This window comes from Caldimonas mangrovi, assembly GCF_023721835.1.
In the GTDB taxonomy this organism is placed as follows: Bacteria; Pseudomonadota; Gammaproteobacteria; order Burkholderiales; family Burkholderiaceae_C; genus Caldimonas; species Caldimonas mangrovi.
Window position 1 is genome coordinate 1 of sequence record NZ_JAMKFE010000001.1, and the last position, 20,460, is coordinate 20,460.

The window sequence follows — 20,460 nt, forward strand, 5'->3', positions numbered from 1 at the left end:
GGGGCGCTCTGCTCCGCTCATGTCCCCCGCGACGGGCTGCGCCCGCCGCTCCTCCTTTACTTCGCTACGCAGAGCACCCCGCCGGCCCGATCTGGCACCGCCCTGACATTCCGGGCAGGTCACAGAAGCGGCCATGACGAGGGTGCGGGGTGGCCGACGCAGCGAAGTAAAGGAGGAGGACCGGACGTAGTCCGGGGCGGGGGACATGAGCGGAGTCGGCCACCCCGCGCCCTCGTCACGCGCGACCACGGGTTGGGGAAATGCTCCTCCGCGTCAGTGCTTGTCCGCTTCGCTGGTGAACGAATCCGCGTAGAACTCTTCACCGGGCAACCCAGCATGCGCAACGAAATCGCGCTGGGCCGACTCCACCATCACTGGCGCCCCGCAGGCATAGACCTGGTGGCCGGAGAGGTCGGGCAGGTCCTGCATCACCGCCTGGTGGACGAAGCCGGTGCGGCCGGTCCAGGCGTCTTCCGGCTTGGGCTCGGACAGCACCGGCACGTAGCGCAGGTTGGGCAGGCTCGCGGCCGCCTGTTCGGCCCAGTTGTGCAGGTACAGGTCGGCACGGCTGCGGCAGCCCCAGTAGAGCACCGCGGGGCGGGTGATGCCCTTGAACTGCAGGTGCTCGATCAGCGCCTTGATCGGGGCGAAGCCGGTGCCGGACGCCAGCAGCACCAGCGGCTTGTCGGAGTCTTCGCGCAGGAAGAAGCTACCGAACGGGCCCTCGAGCCGCAGGATCTCCTTTTCCTTCATCGCGCCGAACACATGATCGGTGAATTTGCCGCCCGGCATGTGGCGGATGTGCAGTTCGATGCCCGGCTTGTCGGCCTGCGTGTGGGGTGCGTTCGCCATCGAATAGCTGCGGCGGGCGCCGTCGCGCAGAATGAATTCGACGTACTGGCCGGCGTGGTACTGCAGCTGGTCGTTGGCGGGCAGCTGCAGCCGCAGCACGGCCACGTCGGGTGCGACCTTCTCGATCGTCGTCACGCGGCAGGGCATCTTCTTGATGGGGAACTGCCCCGCGCCCACCACTTCACGCGACTCGATAGCGAGGTCGCTCTGCGGCGTGGCGCAGCACGTCAGCGTGTAGCCGGCGTCTTCCTCGGCCGGCGACATCGCCTTCACCTGGTGCGCGCCGTGGATCACGCGGCCATCGAGCAGCCGGCTCTTGCAGGAGCCGCAGGCGCCGTCCCTGCAACCGTAGGGCAGGCCCACGCCTTGGCGGATCGCGGCGGCCAGCACGGTCTCGTCGCGCTGCACCTCGAAGGTGTGGCCGCTGGGCTGCACGGTCACGGTGAAGGTCATCGGGGAGTCTCCTCATGCACCACGGGCCTGGCCGCGGCTCATACACTGCGAAACCCGACATTTTGCCCCGGTTGCAAAGGCCCGACGCCGGGCCGGCCGTTCGCCATGCCTCTGTTGCCCTCGTTCCCCCTGCGCCGACCACGGCTGTTGATCATCGGTTGCGGCGACGTCGGCCAGCGCGTGCTGCGCCTGCTGGTGCCGCGCTGGCGCGTGCTGGCGCTGACGTCCCAGCCGGACCGTTGTGCCGCGCTGCGCGGCCTGGGCGCCGTGCCACTGGTGGGCAACCTGGACGACGCGTCCACGCTGGGCCGGCTGGCCGCACTGGCCGACGCGGTGCTGCACCTCGCGCCACCACCGGCCAGCGGGCGCGTCGACACGCGGACCGCGGCGCTGCTGCGGGCGCTGGCACGCAAGGGCCGCGTGCGCGCGCTGGTCTACGGCAGCACGACCGGCGTGTACGGCGACGCGCAGGGCGAGCTTTTCGATGAAACCCGTCCCGTGCGTCCGGCCACCGACCGTGCTCAGCGGCGTGTCGACGCCGAGGACCGCATCCGCTGGTTCGGCCGGGCGCTCGGCGTGCGCGTGACCGTGCTGCGCATCCCGGGCATCTATGCGGTCGACCGCCCTGGCGGGCACCCGCGCGAGCGGTTGTTGCGCGGTGCGCCGGTGCTGGCGCCGCAAGACGATGTCTACACCAACCACATCCATGCCGACGACCTGGCGCGGGCCTGTGCCGTCGCACTGTGGCGTGGCCTGCCGCAGCGCATCGTGCACGCGAGCGACGACACCGAACTGAAGATGGGCGACTACTTCGACCTGGCGGCCGACGTGTGCGGCCTGCCGCGCCCGCCGCGCGTTTCGCGGGCCGAGGCGGCGCAGCAGCTCTCGCCGATGCAGCAGTCCTTCTTGAGCGAGTCGCGGCGCTTGAGCAACGAGCGCCTGAAGCGCGAACTGAAGCTGAAGCTGCGCTACCCGACGGTGCGCGAAGGGTTGAGGCCCTAGTGTGCTGTCCCGCAAGTTCGTCGAAGAAGTTCAGGCGAGAAACCCCTGCATGCGTCGTTGCAGTGCTCGCCGGGTGGCCCCACCCGCCTGTGCGCTGCGCCTAGGAGTCTGGGCGGCAGAAGCCCCCCAGACTCCTGGCCTGCGGCTTTACGCACGGCTCCCCCGAGCCCCCTCCGCGAGGGAGCTCCAGCTTGTCGGATCGCACCCTCCAGCCTCCCTCCGAGAGGGAGGCTCCAGTCAGTCTGACGAGCTCTCCACCGCCGCTCCGCTTGCGCTCAACTCCGCTTCGGCTTGGTAGCTGGTGTCGGCCAGGGCATCTGCTGCGGCTCATAGGGAAGGTAGTTCGCGGCCGTGGCCACGAAACCGACTGGACTCGGCCCCAGTCAGGCACGTCCCTTCTGCCGCCCAGACTCCTAGCCGGCAGCCGTTTTCGCCAGAACTTCGAAAGCCACTGCCTGCGCTCGACGCTTCGTCCACAAACCTGCGGGACAGCACACTAGGAGCTTGAGCGGCTTCTGCCGCTCAAGCTCCTAGATCCCGACCGCCTTGCGCAGCGTCTTCATGCGGTCGACGGTGCGTGCCTTCAACGTCTGGACGTCGGCGCCGCGGCCCACCTCCAGCGTCACTTCACGCTCGGGCTGCGGTGTGCTCCACAGCTTCTTGTAGAACACCTCCAGCTTGCCGACGGGCTCGCCGTCGAGTTTCAGGATGACGTCTCCCGGCTGCAGCCCTGCCGCCTCGGCTGGGCTTTCGGCGGACACCTTCACGACGCGCACCAGGCCCTGGTACTCGACGCAGTTGACGCCCAGCCAGGCGCGCCTGCTCTGCGCCGACGCACCATGGTCGCGCAGTTCGGCCAGCACCGGCTTCAGCAGGTCGACCGGCACGAACATGTTGCCGGGCACCTGGCGGCCCGGGCCCACCGCGTCCGTCACGATCAGCGAGCCGATGCCGACCAGTTCCCCGCGTGCATTGAAGAGACCGGCACCGCTGTGGTCGGTGCGCGGCGGCACGGTGAAGATGGCGCCGTCGATGTGGTATTCCCAGTAGCCGGAGAAGGGGCGCCGGGAGATGACCTGCGCCACGCTCATCGCACCGGCCTCGCCACCGGTGGCAATGACGTGCGGCGCACTTTCGTCGATCTCGCCCGAGCTGCCCAGCAACGCCGGCGTGAGGCCCGACGGCACCAGCGGTTGCACCAGCCCGAAACCCGTCGCGAGGTCGTAGGCCACCACCCGGGCGGGCAGTTCGCGGCCGTCCGGCAACAGCAGGTCCACCTTGTCCGCTTCGAGGATCAGGTAGCCGATGGTCAGCACCAGGCCGTCGGGGCCGATCACGACGCCCGAGCCGAGCCGCACGGGGCCCAGCGTTTCGATCGAGCGGGCCTCGGGGGTGGCCAGCGCGCGCACGCCGACCACCGCAGCGCCGAGCTGCCGCAGCACGCGGGCCTGTTCGGTGATCGCGGTGTCGTCGTCCGGCGCCGAGGCGGCTTCAGCCGACTGCGCGGCCAGCGACGCACTCCAGCCCAGCGCGACGAGCGCCAGCAACCAGGAGGCAGCGAGCGACCACGGGCGGCGCGGCGCAGCGCGATGGCGCCGGTGCCGGCGCAGCGAGAAGGCGGGCGAGACGGACATGACACACCCCGACTGCGGTGGTGAACCACCACAGCATCCCGCTTTCGTCTTTCCCCAGCCCGCAGCAGGGGGATGGTGCGACGGCGCCCGGTGTCAGAAGCGGCGCCGGCCGCCGAACGGCGGCTGCCCGCGCCAGTAGCGGATCATCAGGAAACCGCCCAGCATGCCGCCCAGGTGCGCGAAGTGCGCGATGCCGGAGGCCGTGCCGGTGACGCCGAAAAAGAGTTCGAGCCCGCCGTAGATCGCGACGAAGACCTTGGCCTTCATCGGGATCGGCGGGAACAGCGGCATGATGGTGCGGTTCGGGAACAACATGCCGTAAGCCAGCAGCAGACCGAACAGCCCGCCTGACGCACCGACCGTCGGATAGGGGGAGCCGGCGAAATAGGTCACGGCGATCTGCGCGGCCGCTGCGGTCAGCACGCTGGCCGCGTAGAACTGCAGGAAGCGCTTTTCGCCCCACAGGCGCTCCAGTTCGCCGCCGAACATCCACAAGCCCAGCATGTTGAAGAACAGGTGGCCGATGCTGCCGTGCAGGAAAGCGTAGGTGACCACCTGCCACGGCATGAACAGGCCGCTTTGCAGCGGCCACAGCGCGAACAGGCCCATCAGTATGCGGCCGGCGATCAGGTCCAGACAGAACGCCCCGACGTTGATGAGCAGGAGCGTTTTGACGATGGGAGGAAGTGACGGCATCGCAGGGTTTCAGGCGGCAGAAAAGCTGACCATGATAGCGGCGGGCTCCTGGCGGACGTCGCGCCGGCCTAGTTGTTCGGGCCGCGTGCCGGGATTTGGCGCAAGCACGTGTCGCGCTTCGCCGCCCCGGCCGCCCGGGATTGGGGTTTCTGCTGGCACGCAAATCGCTTCAACGGCGCAAAGTTGACCGGGCGGTCAAGTTCCGATGGCCGCCGAGGAGCGCTCCATGTCCGCCCACATCGTGTTGACCTCGCACCCGCGCAAGGGCGAGGCCGCGTCGCCCGAGATCCATTGGGGGGCCGCAACGCCGCAACAACGCGGGCCCATCGTCGCCAGCCTCACCAACCCGGTGCACCGCAACGCGATCGGCTCCCATTCGGGAGCCTATGCCGTCTACCGCGCGCTCGCGGTGGCGTCGGGGCAGCTGCAGCGTGACCATCGCCCGGACTTCACCAACACCGCCCCGGCCGAAGCCATCGGCCCGCACCCGCAGTGGAGCGATGCCGACAAGATCGTCTCGCTCGACCCGTGGGGTCACATGGCGTCGTCGGCCTTCGCCGAGCGGGTCGCGGCCGGCGTCGACATCCGCCCGACCATCGCGGTGACCAAGGCCCACATCAACATGCCCGAGCTGCGCGCCGCGGTGATCGCCGGCCGCCTGCATCCGGATGGCGACATCCTGCACGCCAACGGCGACGTGCGGGTCACCAAGGCCGCGGTCGACCCGGTGTGGTATCTGCCGGGCCTGGCGAAGCGTTTCGGCATCAAGGAGAGCATGCTGCGCCGCAGCCTGTTCGAGCAGACGGCCGGCATGTTCCCGGAACTCGTCACGCGCAGCGACCTGAAGGTGTTCCTGCCGCCCATCGGCGGCATGACGCTGTACTTCTTCGGCGACGTGTCGCGGCTCGGGCGGCCCGAGACGCGCGTGGCCTGCCGCGTGCACGACGAGTGCAACGGCTCCGACGTGTTCGGCTCCGACATCTGCACCTGCCGCCCTTACCTGGCTCATGGCATCGAGGTCTGCATCGAGATGGCGCAGCAGGGCGGCGTGGGCTTGGTGGTCTACAACCGCAAGGAAGGCCGGGCGCTGGGCGAGGTGACCAAGTTCCTGGTCTACAACGCACGCAAGCGACAGAACGGCGGCGACCGTGCCGAAACCTACTTCGAGCGCACCGAATGTGTCGCCGGCGTGCAGGACATGCGCTTCCAGGAGCTGATGCCCGATGTGTTCCACTGGCTCGGCATCACGCGCATCGACCGCTGGGCATCGATGAGCAACATGAAGCATGGGGCGCTGGCGGCACAGGGCATCGACGTGGTCGAGCGCGTGCCCATCCCTGACGAACTGATCCCGGCCGATGCGCGTGTCGAGATGGACGCGAAGAAGGCCGCGGGCTACTTCTCGCACTACACGCCCGACGCCACCGAGCTGGCGCTGCCCAAGGGGCGGGGGCTGGAGGAATGAGCGAGCTGCCGGACTCGCGCGCGCCCGGCTGGCACACCCCGGTGCCGGAAGATCACCCGGCCTCGGCGCTGCTGACGGTCGAGGCCGTGCGGCAGCGCTGCGCCGAGGTCATGGCGCACGTCGAGGCCGGGCGTTCGCCGCACTTCACGTGGCACGCCGGGCGCCTGGGCGCGGCCGCCGACTTGGTGATCGATACCCTGCGCGCCCGCTATCCGGACTTGCGCGTGCCGTACCACAGCCGCTGGCGGCATTTCGAGGCCGGCGGCGTCGACCGCTGGGGCGCCTTGAGCCGCGGGGCGGGATTCGATGTGCTGGAGCGTGCTCGCGTGCGCATCGACCTCGTCATCCCCAGCGTGCTGCTCGACGCCGGCGCGGGGCCCGACTGGCGCTTTCTCGACGCTGCGCACGGGATCACGCTGGCGCGCTCGGAGGGGCTGGGCGTCGCCAGCTTCGCCATGTTCGCGGCCGGCGCCTTCTCCTCGCACCCGGGCGAGCATCCCCTGCGTAGCGACGCGGCGGCGCTGGCGCACCTGCGCGCTCCGGTCCTCGCCGACGCCTTCCAGGTGCACGCCGGCAACCCGCTGGTCGGCCTCGACGGCCGGCTGGCACTGCTGCGCCGGCTCGGCGAAGTGGCGCACGCCACGCCCATCGTGTTCGGTGCCCCGGCCCGCCTGGGGCATCTGCTGGACTACCTGCTGCTGCACGCGCGCGACGGCCGCATCGGCGCCGGCTTCGTGCTGGCGACGCTGCTGCGCGCGCTCGGCCCGGTGTGGCCGGGGCGTGTCGCCTTGCAGGGCGTCTCGCTGGGCGACTGCTGGCACCATCCGGCCGCGACCGACACGCGGGTGCCCTTCCACAAGCTGACGCAGTGGCTGACCTATTCGCTGCTGGAGCCCTTGGAGGACGCCGGCTTGACGGTGACCGGGCTCGACGCGTTGACCGGCCTGCCAGAGTACCGCAACGGCGGCTTGCTGCTGGACCTGGGCCTGCTGCAACCGCGCGAGCCCTCGTTCCTGGTCGAGCCGCAGACGGTCGATGCCGAGGCGGTCGTCGAATGGCGGGCGGTGACGGTGATCGCGCTCGACCGCATCGCTGCCGCGGTGCGCGAGCGGCTGGGCCTGGACGAGGCCGCCTTCCCGCTGGCGCGCGTGCTCGAAGGCGGCACCTGGTCGGCCGGCCGACGTATCGCCGCCGAACGCCGCCCGGGCGGTCCCCCACCCGTCCGCATCGTCAGCGACGGCACGGTGTTCTGATGCACCACTCCCTACGCGCTTCGCGCGCCCCCTTCGAGGCGGCGCCTCCGATGGACTGGCACAGCCGAGTGCATGGAGGCCGCTCGAAGGGACGCATGCCGGTGCGGTACCGGCACGCCATCCGATGGGGATTACTGTTTTGACACGAAGGGGAACTGAAGCATGAGCGTCCACGTCGTCGACCACCCGCTGCTGCAGCACAAGCTCACCTATGTGCGCAGCGAAGACACCACCACCGACAACTTCCGCCGCCTGGTGCGCGAGATCGCGTCGATGCTGGCGTATGAAGTGACGCGCGACCTGAGCACCGAAATGATCCCGGTCCGGACACCGGTGGCGGCCTGCCGAGCGCCGGTGATCAGCGGCAAGAAGCTGTGCCTGGTGTCCATCCTGCGTGCCGGCAACGGCATGCTCGACGGCATGATCGACCTGCTGCCGGGCGCACGGGTCGGCCACATCGGGCTGTACCGTGACCCCGAGACGCTGGAGCCGGTGGAGTACTACTTCAAGGTGCCCGAAGACATCCAGGACCGGCTGGTGATCGTCGTCGACCCGATGCTGGCCACCGGCAATTCGGCGATCGCCGCGCTCAGCCGTCTGAAGGAGGTAGGCGTGAGCAGCCTGAAGCTGGTGTGCCTGCTGGGCTCGCCGGAAGGCGTGAAAGCGGTGCAGGCGGCGCACCCCGACGTGCCATTGACGCTGGCCGCCGTCGACGAGCGGCTGGACGAGCACGGCTACATCGTGCCGGGGCTCGGGGATGCCGGCGACCGCATGTTCGGGACCAAGTGAACACGCCTGCCGCCGTCGACACGAAGCGCGCGGCCGGTCTGCCGCGCAAGGGGCGCATCCGGCAGGAGCACGAGGCCGGCATCCTGCGCGCCGCCGAGCGCGTGTTCGCGCGTGCCGGCTTCAGCGCCGCGACGATGAACGGCATCGCCCAGGAAGCGGGACTGCCCAAGTCCAACCTGCACTATTACTTCCGTACCAAGCAGGCGATCTATCGTGCGGTGCTGACCAACATCCTGCAGCTGTGGCTGGCGCCGACCGAGGTGATCCGCGACGACCGCCATCCCGGCGACGCGCTGGCGCACTACATCCGCGCCAAGATGAAGCTGACGGCCGAGCGGCCCGACGCCTCGCGGGTGTTCGCCAACGAGGTGCTGCACGGCGCACCCGAGATCGGGGGCTACCTGCGGCGCGAGCTGCGTGCGCTGGTGAGGGACAAGGCGCGCGTGATCGACGGCTGGATCGCAAGGGGCTGGATGCGGCCCCTCGATCCGGTGCACCTGTTCTTCACGATCTGGGCGGCAACGCAGACGTATGCCGACTTCGACGCGCAGGTCTGCGCGGTGCTCGGGCGTCGGCAGCTCACGGAAGCAGACTTCGAACGCGCGACCGAGCACGTGGTGTCGCTGGTGCTGCAGGGATGCGGCGTGATGAACGGTGGGCCGGGCGCGCTTCTTGCAGCCGGCTCGCCCCGGTGAGGCAGGGGCCTCGATGTGGGTGCAACAGCAGTCGGAAAGGACGAACAGATGAGTCAACTCAGGGTTCGGCAAGCAGCCGTGCCGAAGCGGCGCAGGGTCTTGTGGTGGGCAGGCTTGGCGCTCGCTGCCGCGACAGCGGCGGCGGTGCTGCCCGCGAAGGCGCAGTCGAAGATGAAGGTCGCGGCGATCTACACGGTGCCGGTCGAGCAGCAATGGGTGTCGCGCATCCACAAGGCGCTGAATGCCGCAAAGGCTCGCGGCGAGATCGAGTATGTGTTCTCCGAGAACGTCGCCAACGCCGACTACGAACGGGTGATGCGGCAGTACGCCGAGGGCGGCCACGGGCTGATCGTCGGCGAGGTGTTCGGCGTCGAGGCGGCGGCCCGCAAGGTGGCGCGCGACTATCCCAGGACGGCCTTCCTGATGGGATCGTCGGGCAAGCCGCAGGCGCCCAACTTCTCGGTGTTCGACAACTACATCCAGGAGCCCGCCTACCTGACCGGCATGATTGCCGGCGGCATGACGAAAACCGGCCGCATCGGCATGGTCGGCGGCTACCCCATCCCCGAGGTGAACCGCCTGATGCACGCCTTCATGGAGGGCGCGCGCGAAATCAACCCGAAGGTGAAGTTCACCGTCAGCTTCATCGGCTCGTGGTTCGACCCGCCCAAGGCCAAGGAGGCCGCCTTCGCGATGATCGACCAGGGCGCCGACGTGATGTATGCCGAGCGCTTCGGCGTGTCCGATGCGGCGAAGGAGCGCGGCAAGCTCGCGATCGGCAACGTCATCGACACGCAGGCGCAGTACCCGCAGACTGTGGTGGCTTCGGCGCTGTGGCACATGGAGCCGAGCATCGAGGCGGCCATGCGCAAGGTCAAGGACGGCAAGTTCACCGCCGAGGACTACGGGCCCTACTCGACGATGAAGCACAAGGGCTCGCAGCTGGCGCCGCTCGGCACCTTTGAAGGCAAGGTGCCGGCCGGGCTGATGGCCAAGGTGCGTGCGAAGGAGCAGGCCATCCTCGACGGCAAGTTCGTGGTCAAGGTCGACGACAGCGAGCCGAAGTCGACGCCGTGAACGACGCGGCTCCGGTGCTGCGGCTGGTCGGCATCACCAAGCGCTTCGGCGCGCTGACGGCCAACGACGACATCACGCTGTCGCTCGGGCGCGGCGAGGTGCTGGCGCTGCTCGGCGAGAACGGCGCCGGCAAGAGCACGTTGGTCAGCATCCTGTTCGGGCACTACGCCGCGGACGCCGGCCGGGTCGAGGTGTTCGGGCGCACCTTGCCGAGCGGCGATCCGCGTGCGGCGCTCGCCGCCGGCGTGGGCATGGTGCACCAGCACTTCGCGCTGGCCGACAACCTGAGCGTGCTCGACAACGTGATGCTGGGCTTGCAACCGCTGTGGCAGCCCTGGCTGCGACGGCGCCAGATGCGCGAGCGGCTGGCGGCGACGGCACGCCGCTTCGGCCTGGCCATCGATGCCGATGCGCGTGTCGGCGATCTGTCGGTCGGCGAACGCCAGCGGGTCGAGATCGTCAAGGCGCTGGTGCGTGGCGCGCGCATCCTGATCCTGGACGAACCGACGGCGGTGCTGACGCCGCAGGAAAGCCACGCGCTGTTCGACACGCTCAGGCAGCTCGTCGCAGAAGGGTTGGCGATCGTCTTCATCAGCCACAAGCTCGACGAGGTGCTGGCGGTGTCGGACCGTGTCGCGGTGCTGCGCGGCGGGCGGCTGGTCACAACCCGGCCCGCACAGGGCGTGCGGGCCGCCGAACTGGCCGAGCTGATGGTCGGGCGCAGCGTCGAGCGCCCGTCGCGTGCGGCGCGGGCGCAACAGGAAGCGGTCGAGCCGGTGCTGGTGCTCGATCGCGTCGAGCTGCGGCGTGCCGGCGCTCGTCCGATGCTCGATCGAGTGTCTCTCGAACTGCGGCCGGGTGAGGTGTTCGCGGTGGCCGGCGTGTCGGGCAACGGCCAGGACAAGCTGGCGGCGGTGCTCGGCGGTGGCCTCACGCCGCAGGCCGGCCGCATCGTGCTGGCAGGGCGCGACATGCCGGCGGCGCCGCGCGCCTGGGTCGATGCCGGGGTGGCCCGCATCCCGGCCGACCGTCAGGCGGTCGGCGTCGTCGGCGAGTTGCCGCTGTGGCTCAACGCCGTGTTGGAACGCCTGCACACCCGGGCGTATTCGCGCCTGGGCTTCGTGCGTCGGAGCGCGGCGCACCAAGCCGCGCGCCAGCTGGTGCAAGCCTTCGACGTGCGCGGCGGCAGCCTGAAGGCGCCGGTGCGTGCGCTGTCCGGCGGCAACATGCAGAAGCTGGTGCTCGGCCGGGCGCTCGACGCAGCAGCCGGCACGACACCGGTGCTGGTGGTGGCGCACCAGCCGACCTGGGGTCTGGACGTCGGCGCGGTGTCGCAGGTGCACCGCGCGCTGCTCGAAGCGGCGGCTCGTTCGGCGGCGGTGCTGTTGATCTCCGAGGATCTCGACGAGATCTTCGCGCTGGCCGATCGTGTCGCGGTGATGTCCCGGGGCCGACTCGGCGAACCGCGGGCGGCGCAGGACTGGAGCCTGGGCGAGATCGGCCTGGCGATGGCGGGGCGCAGCACACCGGCACCCGGGCCGGAGGAGGGCGCTCATGCAGCTGCTGCCGCGCGCTGAACCGTCCACGGCAGCCCTGCTGGGGGCACCCGTGGCAGCGCTGCTCGTGGCGCTGGCTGCCGGTTCGCTATTGCTGCTGTGGGCGGGCGCCCCGGTGGGCCGCGCGTATGCGCTGCTGGCAGAGGGTGCATGGGGATCGCGTTTTGCGTGGTCCGAAACCTTCACGCGCGCGACACCGCTGATCCTCACCGGCCTGGCCGCTGCGGTGGCGTTCCGCGCGCGGCTCTTCAACATCGGCGCCGAAGGCCAGCTCTACCTCGGCGCGCTGGCGGCGGTTGCGGTGGCGGGGCGGTTTGCCGCCGGCGTATGGGCGTTGCCAGCGCCGGCCGCCTTCGCCGTGATGGTCGGGGCGGGCATGCTTGCGGGTGCACTCGCGTTGCTGCTGCCGGCCTGGCTCAAGACCGGCCTGGGTGTCGACGAGGTCGTCACCACCCTGCTGCTCAACTTCATCGCGCTGCTGTTCGTCTCGATGATGCTCGACGGCCCGATGAAAGACCCGGCGGCGCTGGGCTGGCCGCAGTCGGTCGCGGTGCCGCCGGAATTGGAGTTCGGCCGCCTGTTCGAGCGCAGCCGCGTGCACAGTGGCCTGGGGCTGGCGCTGCTGCTCGCCGTGCTGGCTTGGCTTGTCGAGCGTTGGACCACCTTCGGCGTCGCGATGCACGCCGTCGGCGCGAACGCGCGGGCCGCCGCGTTCGCCGGCTTTCCGGTGCGCCGGGTGGTGCTGGTGACGGCGCTGGCCTCGGGGGCGCTCGCCGGCCTGGCGGGGGTCGGCGAAGTGGCCGGCCGTGCCGGCTACCTGACCCTGGACATGTCGCCGGGCTACGGCTACGCAGGCATCGTCATCGCGATGCTCGCCGGCCTGCACCCGCTGGGGGTGGTCGGTGCTGCGTTGTTCGTCTCGAGCGTGCTGGTCGGTGCCGACAGCATGAGCCGCACGCTCGGGGTGCCCACCTACCTGGCCGACGTGATGGTGGCCGTGGCACTGCTCGCAATGCTGGTCGCAGGCTTGTTCACGCGCTACCGCGTGGTCTGGAGGGCGGCTTGATGGAGTTCGACTGGCTGGCCACCGGTGCCTTCTGGGTCGCCGTGCTGCGCGTGGCCGCGCCGCTGGTGCTGGGCACGCTCGGCGTGCTGTTGTGCGAGCGCGCCGGGGTGCTCAACCTGGGCATCGAAGGCATCATGGTCGCCGGTGCCCTGGCGGGCTGGATGGCGGTGTACCAGGGCGCGGGGCTGTGGGGGGGCGTGGCGGCCGCTGCCGCCGTGGGCTGCAGCTTCGGCCTGCTGCATGCGGTGCTGACGGTGCCGCTGATGCTGTCGCAGCACGTCGCCGGGCTGGGCGTGACCCTGCTCGCCAGCAGCCTCAGCTACTACGGCTACCGCATCGCGTTTCCCAAGGTGTCGACACCCCCCACCATCGAGCCGTTCGCGCCGGCCGGCTGGGGCGGCGGGCTGCCGCTGGTCGGCGACGTGCTGGCGGCGCAGACGCCGTTCGCGTGGCTGGCGTTCGCACTGGTGCCCGCCGTCGCATGGCTGCTCTACGGCACGCCGCTCGGCCTGGCGGTGCGCGGTGTCGGCGAGAACCCGGCGGCGGCCGAGGCGCAGGGCATCCGCGTCGTCGCGGTGCGTATCGGCGCCGTCACGGCAGGCTCTGCACTGATGGGCGCGGCCGGCGCCTTCCTGACGCTGTCGTCGTTCAACTCCTTTTTCTTCAACATGGTCAATGGGCGGGGCTGGATCTGCGTTGCGCTGGTGGTGTTCGCGTCATGGCAGCCCGGCAAGGCGCTGTTCGGTGCGCTGCTGTTCGGCCTGTTCGACGCCGCGCAGTTGCGCCTGCAGCAAGCCGGCGGCGGTATGGTGCCCTATCAGCTCTACCTGATGCTGCCCTATGTGCTGTCGATCGTGGCACTGGTGGTGATGTCGCGGCGTGCCGCTTATCCTCAGGCGCTGATGCAACCCTATCGCAAAGGAGAGCGCTGATGCTCGACCTCATCGTGCGCCGCTGCACGCTGCCCGACGGCCGCACCGGGCAGGACATCGCCATCGAGGGCGGGCACATCGTCGAGGTGCGGCCTCAGCTGGCAGGCCGGGCAGCGGCGGAGATCGACGCGGCCGGGCAACTGGTCACGCCGCCTTTCGTCGATGCGCACTTCCACATGGACTCGACGCTCAGCTACGGGCTGCCGCGCGTCAATCAGTCGGGCACGCTGCTCGAAGGTATCTCGTTGTGGGGCGAGCTGAAGCCGCAGTTGACGCAGGACGCGCTGGCCGAACGTGCGTTGGCCTACTGCGACTGGGCCGTCGCCAAGGGGCTGCTCGCCATCCGTTCGCATGTGGACGTGTGCGATCCGCGCCTGCTCGCCGCCGAGGCGTTGCTGCACGTGAAGCGCCAGGTGCAGCCCTATCTCGATCTGCAGCTGGTGGCCTTCCCGCAGGACGGTGTGCTGCGCAGCCCCGGGGCGATCGACCGCCTCGAGCGCGCACTCGGCATGGGCGTCGACGTGGTCGGCGGCATCCCGCACTTCGAGCGCACGATGGCCGATGGCGCCGAGTCGGTGCGCCTGCTGTGCGAGCTGGCCGCCGAACGCGGCCTGCGTGTCGACATGCATTGCGACGAGTCCGACGACCCGCTGTCGCGCCACATCGAGACGCTGGCCTATCACACCCAGCGCCTCGGTCTGCAGGGCCGCGTGGCCGGCTCGCATCTGACGTCGATGCACTCGATGGACAACTACTACGTGTCCAAGCTGATCCCGCTGATGAAGGAGTCGGGCGTGGCAGCGATCGCCAACCCGCTGATCAACATCACGCTGCAAGGGCGGCACGACACCTACCCCAAGCGCCGCGGCATGACGCGCGTGCCCGAACTGCTGGCCGCCGGTGTCGACGTGGCCTTCGGCCACGACTGCGTGATGGACCCGTGGTACGGCCTCGGTTCCGGCGACATGCTCGAAGTCGCGCACATGGGGCTGCACGTCGCGCAGATGACGTCGCAGGCGGCGATGCGGCAGTGCTTCGACGCCGTGACCGCGACACCCGCACGCATCCTCGGCCTCGAAGGCTATGGCCTCGCGCCCGGCTGCCGGGCCGACCTGGTGCTGCTGCAGGCGCGCGACCCGGTGGAGGCGATCCGGCTGCGGGCCACGCGGCTTGCGGTCATCCGCGCCGGCAAGGTGGTGGCGACGACCCCGGCAGCGACGGCGACGCTCGAACTGCCGGGCCGGCCGGGCACGACAAGTTTTCAGCGGTGAGGCCGCTCAGGCCGGCTCGGGCCGATAGCAGACGATGCGCTTGGTGGACAAGGGCACGATACGCTCGGCGGTGAGGTTGAAACCCCAGGCGCGCTCGACGCCGGTTCGCCAGTCGATGCGGTCGCGCTTTCCAAAGCGAACCAGCGCGAAGAAGAGCGTATCGGTTTTTCCGTCCAGTTCGCACTCCCCGTTGAAGTAGAGCCTGAGGGCATTGGGTCGTTTCGGTTCGCCGTGCTGTTCATAGCTGGGCAACGGCAAGGCGTCGACAATGCGCCACGTTGGACCATTGCTTGCTTCGCCGACTTGACGTTTCAGCAACGCAATGGAGCGTCCGTTGCAAATGAACTCGCCGAACGACCATTCATCCATCGGCCTGCCGTCATTCCATACGACCGAACCGCCGACGTTGGAGCACGAGGGGCGCTGCGCAATGATCTGGCCTGCTGCTGCGCCAGGGCCGAGTCGATACTCCAAGCCGACCAGTCGCTGCGCTTCTTCCAGCGCAGATGGGTCGGCTGTGTGGGCTGTTGCAAGTGCCCCCCACAAGCAGGCGGTGGCGACGAGCGCTTCGCGCATGACTAAGGCCCTTCCAAGACGTTGACGCCCGGCACGAGAAGTCCTTTGACTCCAGATGCTGTGCGCGACTCCCCGCGGGTTTGGACAATGGTCGACCCGATGGGTGCGTAGCCGTAGAGCAAGGCGGGATCGACGCGACCCCCCAACCCGTTGCCAGGAAAGGGCATCGTTCGAATCTCGAAATGTAGATGAAGATCGTCTCCGCTCATGGACGCAGCGTTGCCTGTCGTTCCCGTCAGCGCAATCGGTTCGTTCCGGGCGATCAGTGCGCCTTCTGCCGGGAATATCACGCCCAGGTGGGCGTACGCCGCCCAGTAGATTTGGCGCCCATGCTCGAATCTCAGCAATACAAGGTTGCCGAGGTCACCTCGTGGGCGTGCCCACTCGATCTTTCCATCCGCGATCGCATAGCAAGGCGTAAACAGCGGCGCATACAAATCCCACCCTTGATGCGGTCGCGTCCCGCCGTTGCGCACGTTGCCGAAAGCGTTGTTCTTCACCTGGCGCCGTATGGTGTTGTGCGCCAGCGGCCATGACAGGGCAGCCATCGTTCCTCCTTGATCTGTGTTTGAAGAGCGACGATTCTTGGCCGGCCACCGGGGTGGGTCAACCGGGCGCGGTGTAACGGGAGCCCCTTGACTCGGGGGCCTGTCGCCGCGCCGCAGCCGTGCTGTTCGCTTTGCGGGCTATCGTCGTTCCAGCCGCGCCGAACGCGGCCGCTCGCGACGGCCGGCGCTGCACCATAGACACTTCCTTCAACCCTCGTCGAACACCATGAAGCTGCTCTACCAGACCCACTCCCCGTTCGCCCGCAAGGTGCTGGTCTTCCTGCACGAGGCCGGCCTCGCCGCGCGCGTTCAAGTCGTGCACCACGAGACCAGCCCGACCCGGGCCAACCCCGAGGTGTATGCCGTGAACCCGCTCGGCAAGGTGCCGGTGCTGGTGCGGCCCGAGGCACCGGCCCTGTTCGACTCGACGGTGATCTGCGAGTACGCCGACACGCTGGCCGACGAACCGGGCCGCCTGGTCCCCACGGCCGGCGAAGCGCGCTGGCGGGTGTTGAGGCTCGATGCGTTGGCCAAGGGACTGTGCGAAGCGGGCATCGCGGTGCGCTGGGAAACCGAACGCCGGCCCGAGCCTCTGCGCTACGCCGCCCTGCGCGACGGCATGGCGGCCAAGCTCGTCGCCGGTTACGACGTGCTGGAAAGCGAGTGGCAGCCACAGGCGCCGCCGGTCGACCTGGGCAGCATCGCCGTCGCGACGGCGCTGAGCTGGATCGAATTCCGCGGGCTGCCGTCCTTCCGCACGGGCCGGCCGCACCTGACACGGTGGTTCGACGCATTCACCCAGCGCGCTTCGATGCGCGCCACACCGCTGTCGGGCCAGACGCACGACTGACGCACCAGGCCGCGGGCGCGGCGCACTGAGCGGACGAAAGGGGGAGAGGTGGTGGTGCCCAGAGCCGGACTCGAACCGGCACGCCATCGCTGGCGAGGGATTTTGAGTCCCTTGCGTCTACCTATTTCGCCACCTGGGCAGGCGGTTGAGACGCACGTTGCGTGCGAGTCGGCGATTATCACACAGCGCCGCGCGTGGGGCCTTGGCGAGCCTGACACAATGACGGCTCCGCCCGTTGTCGTCGGCGGACCAGGAGAGACACTCGCATGCCCGCCTACAAGACCATCGAAGACGTCATCGGCCAGACTCCGCTGGTGAAGCTGCAACGCGTGCCCGGCCTCGACAACGAGCAACGCGGCAACGTGATCCTCGGCAAGCTCGAGGGCAACAACCCGGCCGGCTCGGTGAAGGACCGCCCCGCCATCAGCATGATCCGCCGCGCCGAGGAGCGCGGCCAGATCAAGCCGGGCGACACGCTGATCGAGGCCACCTCGGGCAACACCGGCATCGCGCTCGCGATGGCTGCTGCCATTCGCGGCTACCGCATGCTGCTGATCATGCCGGAGGACCTGTCCATCGAGCGCGCGCAGAGCATGAAGGCCTTCGGCGCCGAGCTGATCCTGACGCCCAAGGCCGGCGGCATGGAATACGCTCGCGACCTGGCGGAACAGATGCAGCGCGACGGCAAGGGCGTGGTGCTCGATCAGTTCGCGAACGCCGACAACCCGCGCATCCACTACGAGACCACCGGCCCCGAGATCTGGGCCGATACCGAAGGCCGCATCACGCACTTTGTCAGCGCGATGGGCACCACCGGCACCATCACCGGCGTCTCGCGCTACCTGAAGGAAAAGAACCCCCAGGTGCGCATCGTCGGCGCGCAGCCCAGCGAGGGCTCGCGCATCCCCGGCATCCGCAAGTGGCCGCAGGAATACCTGCCCAAGATTTACGATCCCAGCTCGGTCGACGAGATGGTCTATGTGAGCCAGGCCGACGCCGAGGACATGGCGCGCCGCCTCGCGCGCGAGGAAGGCCTGTTCGCCGGCATCTCGGCTGCCGGCGCCTGCTGGGTGGCGCTGCAGATCGCGCAGCGGGTCGAGAACGCGACCATCGTTTTCGTGGTCTGCGACCGCGGCGACCGCTACCTGTCCACCGGCGTGTTCCCCGCCTGAGCGACCAGCCGCGACAGCGGGTGGCCGCTGTCGCGGTACTTGCGCTCGAAGGGCGTGAGCGGCTCGGCATCGTTCACGTCCGTGCACCGGGCGCGCCAGCCCGCGCACCGCAACGCGATCTCGAACTCCTCGGCATACAGCCGCCAGTTGGTGCGCAGCTCGATGTGCCCGCCCAGTGCGAGCAATTCCCTGAAGCGCGGGTGCCCGTGCCAGCGGCGCTGCAGGTGCTCGCTCTTGGGCCACGGGTTGGGGTAGAGCAGATAGTGGTGTGTCAGCCGCAGACCCTGCGCCTCCAGCAACGCCCAGATGTCGGTGACGTCCGCGCGCAGCAGCAGCGCATTGCCGGGCAGCACACCGCCAAGCTTGCGCCGCCCGCGCTCGATGCGCTCTTCCGACTGGTCGACCCCGACGACGAGGGCCTCCGGGTGCCGGCGTGCCAGCGCCGCCGTGCTTTCGCCGGTGCCGCAGGCGCTGTCGAGCACCAGCGGACGATGGCCGGCGCCGCGAGCGACGAGCGTGTCGAAGGCCTGCCGGCTGTAGGCCGCAGGCGGACGCCGGAACGCCGTCGCGAGATGCTTGCGCACGAGCTGTTCCAGCCGCGGGTGCGGGCCCGCCTGGTTGCTGTGGACCGCGCGCGAACCGCAAGGCGACGGCAGCGCAGACTGCGGAAGGCCGCTAGGATGGCCGGATTCAACGTCGGAGTGCATGGTGAGCGACTTCAAATTCTGCCCGCGTTGCGCCACCCCCCTGCAGTGGCTGGTGAACCTGGAGGACGGCGGCGCGCGCGAACGCCTGCGCTGCGTCGCCTGCGACTACACCCACTGGAACAACCCGACGCCGGTGCTGGCGGCGATCATTGAGCTGTCCGACCGCGAGGGGCAGATCCTGCTGGCCCGCAACGCGGCCTGGCCCGGGCGCATGTTCGCGCTGATCACCGGCTTCATGGAGGCCGGCGAATCGCCGGAAGAGGGCATCCGCCGCGAGATCGCCGAAGAAACCTCGCTGGCCGTGTCGCAGCTGACGCTGCAGGGCGTGTGCGACTTCCAGCGCATGAACCAGGTCATCATCACCTATCACGCCGTGGCGCACGGCGACATCGTGCTGTCGCCCGAACTGGCGGAATACAAGCTGTTCCGTCCGGAAGAGGTGAAATGCTGGCCGGCAGGCACTGGCGTCATGCTGGCACAGTGGCTGAAGGCGCGCGGCCATGAGCCGCAATGGATAGACTTCTCCAAGACGTGAAGCCACGGCCTAAAATCGCCGGATTCAAGGAACCCGTCATGGACATCCACAAGGAACTCGACACCCGCGGCCTCAACTGCCCGCTGCCCATCCTGAAGGCCAAGAAGGCCCTGGCCGAGATGCACAGCGGCGAGCTGCTGAAGGTGGTGGCGACCGACCCCGGCTCGCTGCGCGACTTCCAGGCGTTCGCCAAGCAGACCGGCAACGAGCTGGTCGACCAGCAGACGTCGGACAAGGAATTCGTCCACGTCCTGCGCCGCCGCTGAGCGCATCGACAACCGTTTTTCGGACCGCGCCGGTCGCTCACCGGTCCAACGACGGCCGGCGCCCCTCGATTCCAGCGAGTGACACCGCGGACCCGGCTCCGCCGGTCCGCTGGTGTCGCCCCTTGAGGGGCGGCCGAAGGCCGTAGGGGTGGTCCCTACAAATCCAGCGCCTTGAGGTACTCGCGGAAGCCTGCGCCCAGCTGCGGGTGACCCAGCGCCAACTCGACGGTGGCCTGCAGGAAACCTTCCTTGCTGCCGCAGTCGTAGCGTACGCCGTCGTAGCGATAGGCAAACACCTTTTCACGGCGCAGCAGGCCGGCGATGCCGTCGGTGAGCTGGATCTCTCCCCCCACGCCTTTGGGCTGGCGGCGGATCTCGTCGAACACGCCCGAGGTGAGAATGTAGCGGCCGGCCACCCCGAGGCGCGACGGCGCCACTTCTGGCGCCGGTTTCTCGACGATCTCCTCGACGTCCATCAGGCGGTCGTTCACCTGCGTGCCGGCGACGATGCCGTAGCGGCGCGTCTGCTCGGGCGGTACTTCCTGCACAGCGATGATGGTGGCCTTCCAGTCGGCGAACTGCTCGACCATCTGCTTCATGACGGGCGGGGTGCCGACCATCAGGTCGTCAGCCAGGATGACGGCGAACGGGTAGCCGTTGACGAGGCGTTCCGCGCACAGCACGGCATGGCCCAGGCCCAGCATCTTCGGCTGGCGCACGAAAACGCACTCCATGTCGTCGGGCTTGATCGACTGCACGATCTTGAGCAGTTCGTGCTTGCCGGCAGCCTCGAGCTCGGTCTCGAGCTCATAGGCCATGTCGAAGTGGTCCTCGATCGGGCGCTTGGTGCGGCCGGTGACGAAGATCATTTCGCGGATGCCGGCTTCATAGGCTTCTTCCACGGCGTACTGGATCAGCGGCTTGTCGACCACCGGCAGCATTTCCTTGGGCTGCGCCTTGGTCGCCGGTAGAAAGCGGGTGCCGAGGCCCGCCACCGGGAATACGGCTTTCGTGACGTGCATGTATTTCCTCCTGGTTTCGAATGACAGCCGACCGATGCAAGCT

Annotated in this window: 21 protein-coding genes and 1 tRNA gene; 14 read left to right on the forward strand and 8 right to left on the reverse strand. The window is 69.1% G+C overall.

Features of this window, described 5'->3' with window-relative positions:
- Window positions 1-273: 273 nt before the first annotated feature.
- Window positions 274-1,305, reverse strand: coding sequence for a CDP-6-deoxy-delta-3,4-glucoseen reductase (locus M8A51_RS00005; RefSeq protein WP_251776039.1), 1,032 nt, complete (start codon window positions 1,303-1,305; stop codon window positions 274-276).
- A gap of 105 nt (window positions 1,306-1,410) precedes the next feature.
- On the opposite strand from M8A51_RS00005, the gene M8A51_RS00010 reads away from it, so the two are divergent.
- Window positions 1,411-2,307 (forward strand): SDR family oxidoreductase, encoded by an 897-nt coding sequence (locus tag M8A51_RS00010; RefSeq protein ID WP_251776040.1) that lies wholly within the window; start codon window positions 1,411-1,413, stop codon window positions 2,305-2,307.
- Window positions 2,308-2,837: 530 nt separating this feature from the next.
- On the opposite strand, the gene M8A51_RS00015 is transcribed toward M8A51_RS00010, so the two are convergent.
- Window positions 2,838-3,941 (reverse strand): S1C family serine protease, encoded by a 1,104-nt coding sequence (locus M8A51_RS00015; protein ID WP_251776041.1) that lies wholly within the window; start codon window positions 3,939-3,941, stop codon window positions 2,838-2,840.
- 93 nt (window positions 3,942-4,034) lie between these two features.
- Window positions 4,035-4,637: a rhomboid family intramembrane serine protease gene (locus M8A51_RS00020; protein ID WP_251776042.1), complete on the reverse strand. Its 603-nt coding sequence runs from the start codon at window positions 4,635-4,637 to the stop codon at window positions 4,035-4,037.
- Window positions 4,638-4,863: 226 nt separating this feature from the next.
- Here M8A51_RS00020 and M8A51_RS00025 point away from each other — a divergent pair, with 226 nt between their 5' ends.
- From M8A51_RS00025 to M8A51_RS00065, 9 genes are all read left to right on the forward strand, one after another.
- Window positions 4,864-6,102, forward strand: a complete 1,239-nt coding sequence (locus tag M8A51_RS00025; RefSeq protein WP_251776043.1) for a GTP cyclohydrolase II — start codon at window positions 4,864-4,866, stop codon at window positions 6,100-6,102.
- The gene (locus tag M8A51_RS00030) at window positions 6,099-7,355 is read left to right on the forward strand and encodes a DUF1688 family protein (protein WP_251776044.1); all 1,257 of its coding nucleotides are present in this window, start codon (window positions 6,099-6,101) and stop codon (window positions 7,353-7,355) included. The genes M8A51_RS00025 and M8A51_RS00030 overlap by 4 nt, the downstream gene beginning before the upstream one ends.
- Before the next feature lie 162 nt (window positions 7,356-7,517).
- Entirely contained in the window at window positions 7,518-8,144 is a 627-nt protein-coding gene (upp, locus tag M8A51_RS00035) for a uracil phosphoribosyltransferase (protein ID WP_251776045.1), read from the forward strand.
- Window positions 8,141-8,839 (forward strand): TetR/AcrR family transcriptional regulator, encoded by a 699-nt coding sequence (locus M8A51_RS00040; protein ID WP_251776046.1) that lies wholly within the window; start codon window positions 8,141-8,143, stop codon window positions 8,837-8,839. The genes upp and M8A51_RS00040 overlap by 4 nt, the downstream gene beginning before the upstream one ends.
- Window positions 8,840-8,887: 48 nt before the next feature.
- Window positions 8,888-9,916, forward strand: coding sequence for a BMP family protein (locus M8A51_RS00045; RefSeq protein WP_251776047.1), 1,029 nt, complete (start codon window positions 8,888-8,890; stop codon window positions 9,914-9,916).
- Window positions 9,913-11,493: an ABC transporter ATP-binding protein gene (locus M8A51_RS00050; protein WP_251776048.1), complete on the forward strand. Its 1,581-nt coding sequence runs from the start codon at window positions 9,913-9,915 to the stop codon at window positions 11,491-11,493. Before M8A51_RS00045 ends, M8A51_RS00050 begins: the two co-directional genes overlap by 4 nt.
- Window positions 11,471-12,538, forward strand: a complete 1,068-nt coding sequence (locus tag M8A51_RS00055) for an ABC transporter permease (protein WP_251776049.1) — start codon at window positions 11,471-11,473, stop codon at window positions 12,536-12,538. The genes M8A51_RS00050 and M8A51_RS00055 overlap by 23 nt, the downstream gene beginning before the upstream one ends.
- On the forward strand, window positions 12,538-13,470 hold the full coding sequence (locus M8A51_RS00060; protein WP_251776050.1) for an ABC transporter permease: 933 nt from the start codon (window positions 12,538-12,540) through the stop codon (window positions 13,468-13,470). The genes M8A51_RS00055 and M8A51_RS00060 overlap by 1 nt, the downstream gene beginning before the upstream one ends.
- Window positions 13,470-14,741: an amidohydrolase family protein gene (locus M8A51_RS00065; protein ID WP_251776051.1), complete on the forward strand. Its 1,272-nt coding sequence runs from the start codon at window positions 13,470-13,472 to the stop codon at window positions 14,739-14,741. Before M8A51_RS00060 ends, M8A51_RS00065 begins: the two co-directional genes overlap by 1 nt.
- 6 nt (window positions 14,742-14,747) lie before the next feature.
- Here the strand turns inward: M8A51_RS00065 and M8A51_RS00070 are convergent, their stop codons facing one another.
- Together M8A51_RS00070 and M8A51_RS00075 are read right to left on the reverse strand one after the other, a co-directional pair.
- Window positions 14,748-15,317, reverse strand: coding sequence for a hypothetical protein (locus M8A51_RS00070; RefSeq protein ID WP_251776052.1), 570 nt, complete (start codon window positions 15,315-15,317; stop codon window positions 14,748-14,750).
- Window positions 15,318-15,319: 2 nt separating this feature from the next.
- Window positions 15,320-15,865: a M23 family metallopeptidase gene (locus M8A51_RS00075; protein ID WP_251776053.1), complete on the reverse strand. Its 546-nt coding sequence runs from the start codon at window positions 15,863-15,865 to the stop codon at window positions 15,320-15,322.
- Between the two features lie 226 nt (window positions 15,866-16,091).
- Between M8A51_RS00075 and M8A51_RS00080 the strand changes: the two genes are divergently transcribed.
- A complete protein-coding gene (locus tag M8A51_RS00080; RefSeq protein ID WP_251776054.1) occupies window positions 16,092-16,715 on the forward strand; it encodes a glutathione S-transferase family protein in 624 nt (207 codons plus the stop codon).
- A gap of 52 nt (window positions 16,716-16,767) precedes the next feature.
- Here M8A51_RS00080 and M8A51_RS00085 read toward each other — a convergent pair.
- Window positions 16,768-16,854, reverse strand: a tRNA-Leu gene (locus M8A51_RS00085).
- 127 nt (window positions 16,855-16,981) lie between these two features.
- On the opposite strand from M8A51_RS00085, the gene cysM reads away from it, so the two are divergent.
- Window positions 16,982-17,887, forward strand: coding sequence for a cysteine synthase CysM (cysM, locus tag M8A51_RS00090; protein WP_251776055.1), 906 nt, complete (start codon window positions 16,982-16,984; stop codon window positions 17,885-17,887).
- Here cysM and trmB read toward each other — a convergent pair.
- A complete protein-coding gene (gene trmB, locus M8A51_RS00095) occupies window positions 17,857-18,471 on the reverse strand; it encodes a tRNA (guanine(46)-N(7))-methyltransferase TrmB (protein ID WP_251776056.1) in 615 nt (204 codons plus the stop codon). The genes cysM and trmB overlap by 31 nt on opposite strands.
- A gap of 121 nt (window positions 18,472-18,592) precedes the next feature.
- On the opposite strand from trmB, the gene M8A51_RS00100 reads away from it, so the two are divergent.
- Window positions 18,593-19,129 carry an NUDIX domain-containing protein gene (locus M8A51_RS00100; RefSeq protein ID WP_251776057.1) on the forward strand — a complete coding sequence of 179 codons (537 nt, stop codon included), beginning with the start codon at window positions 18,593-18,595 and terminating at the stop codon, window positions 19,127-19,129.
- 38 nt (window positions 19,130-19,167) lie between these two features.
- Window positions 19,168-19,395, forward strand: coding sequence for a sulfurtransferase TusA family protein (locus M8A51_RS00105; RefSeq protein ID WP_251776058.1), 228 nt, complete (start codon window positions 19,168-19,170; stop codon window positions 19,393-19,395).
- 155 nt (window positions 19,396-19,550) lie between these two features.
- Here M8A51_RS00105 and galU read toward each other — a convergent pair whose 3' ends face one another.
- Window positions 19,551-20,417 carry a UTP--glucose-1-phosphate uridylyltransferase GalU gene (gene galU, locus M8A51_RS00110; protein ID WP_251776059.1) on the reverse strand — a complete coding sequence of 289 codons (867 nt, stop codon included), beginning with the start codon at window positions 20,415-20,417 and terminating at the stop codon, window positions 19,551-19,553.
- Window positions 20,418-20,460 lie beyond the last annotated feature (43 nt).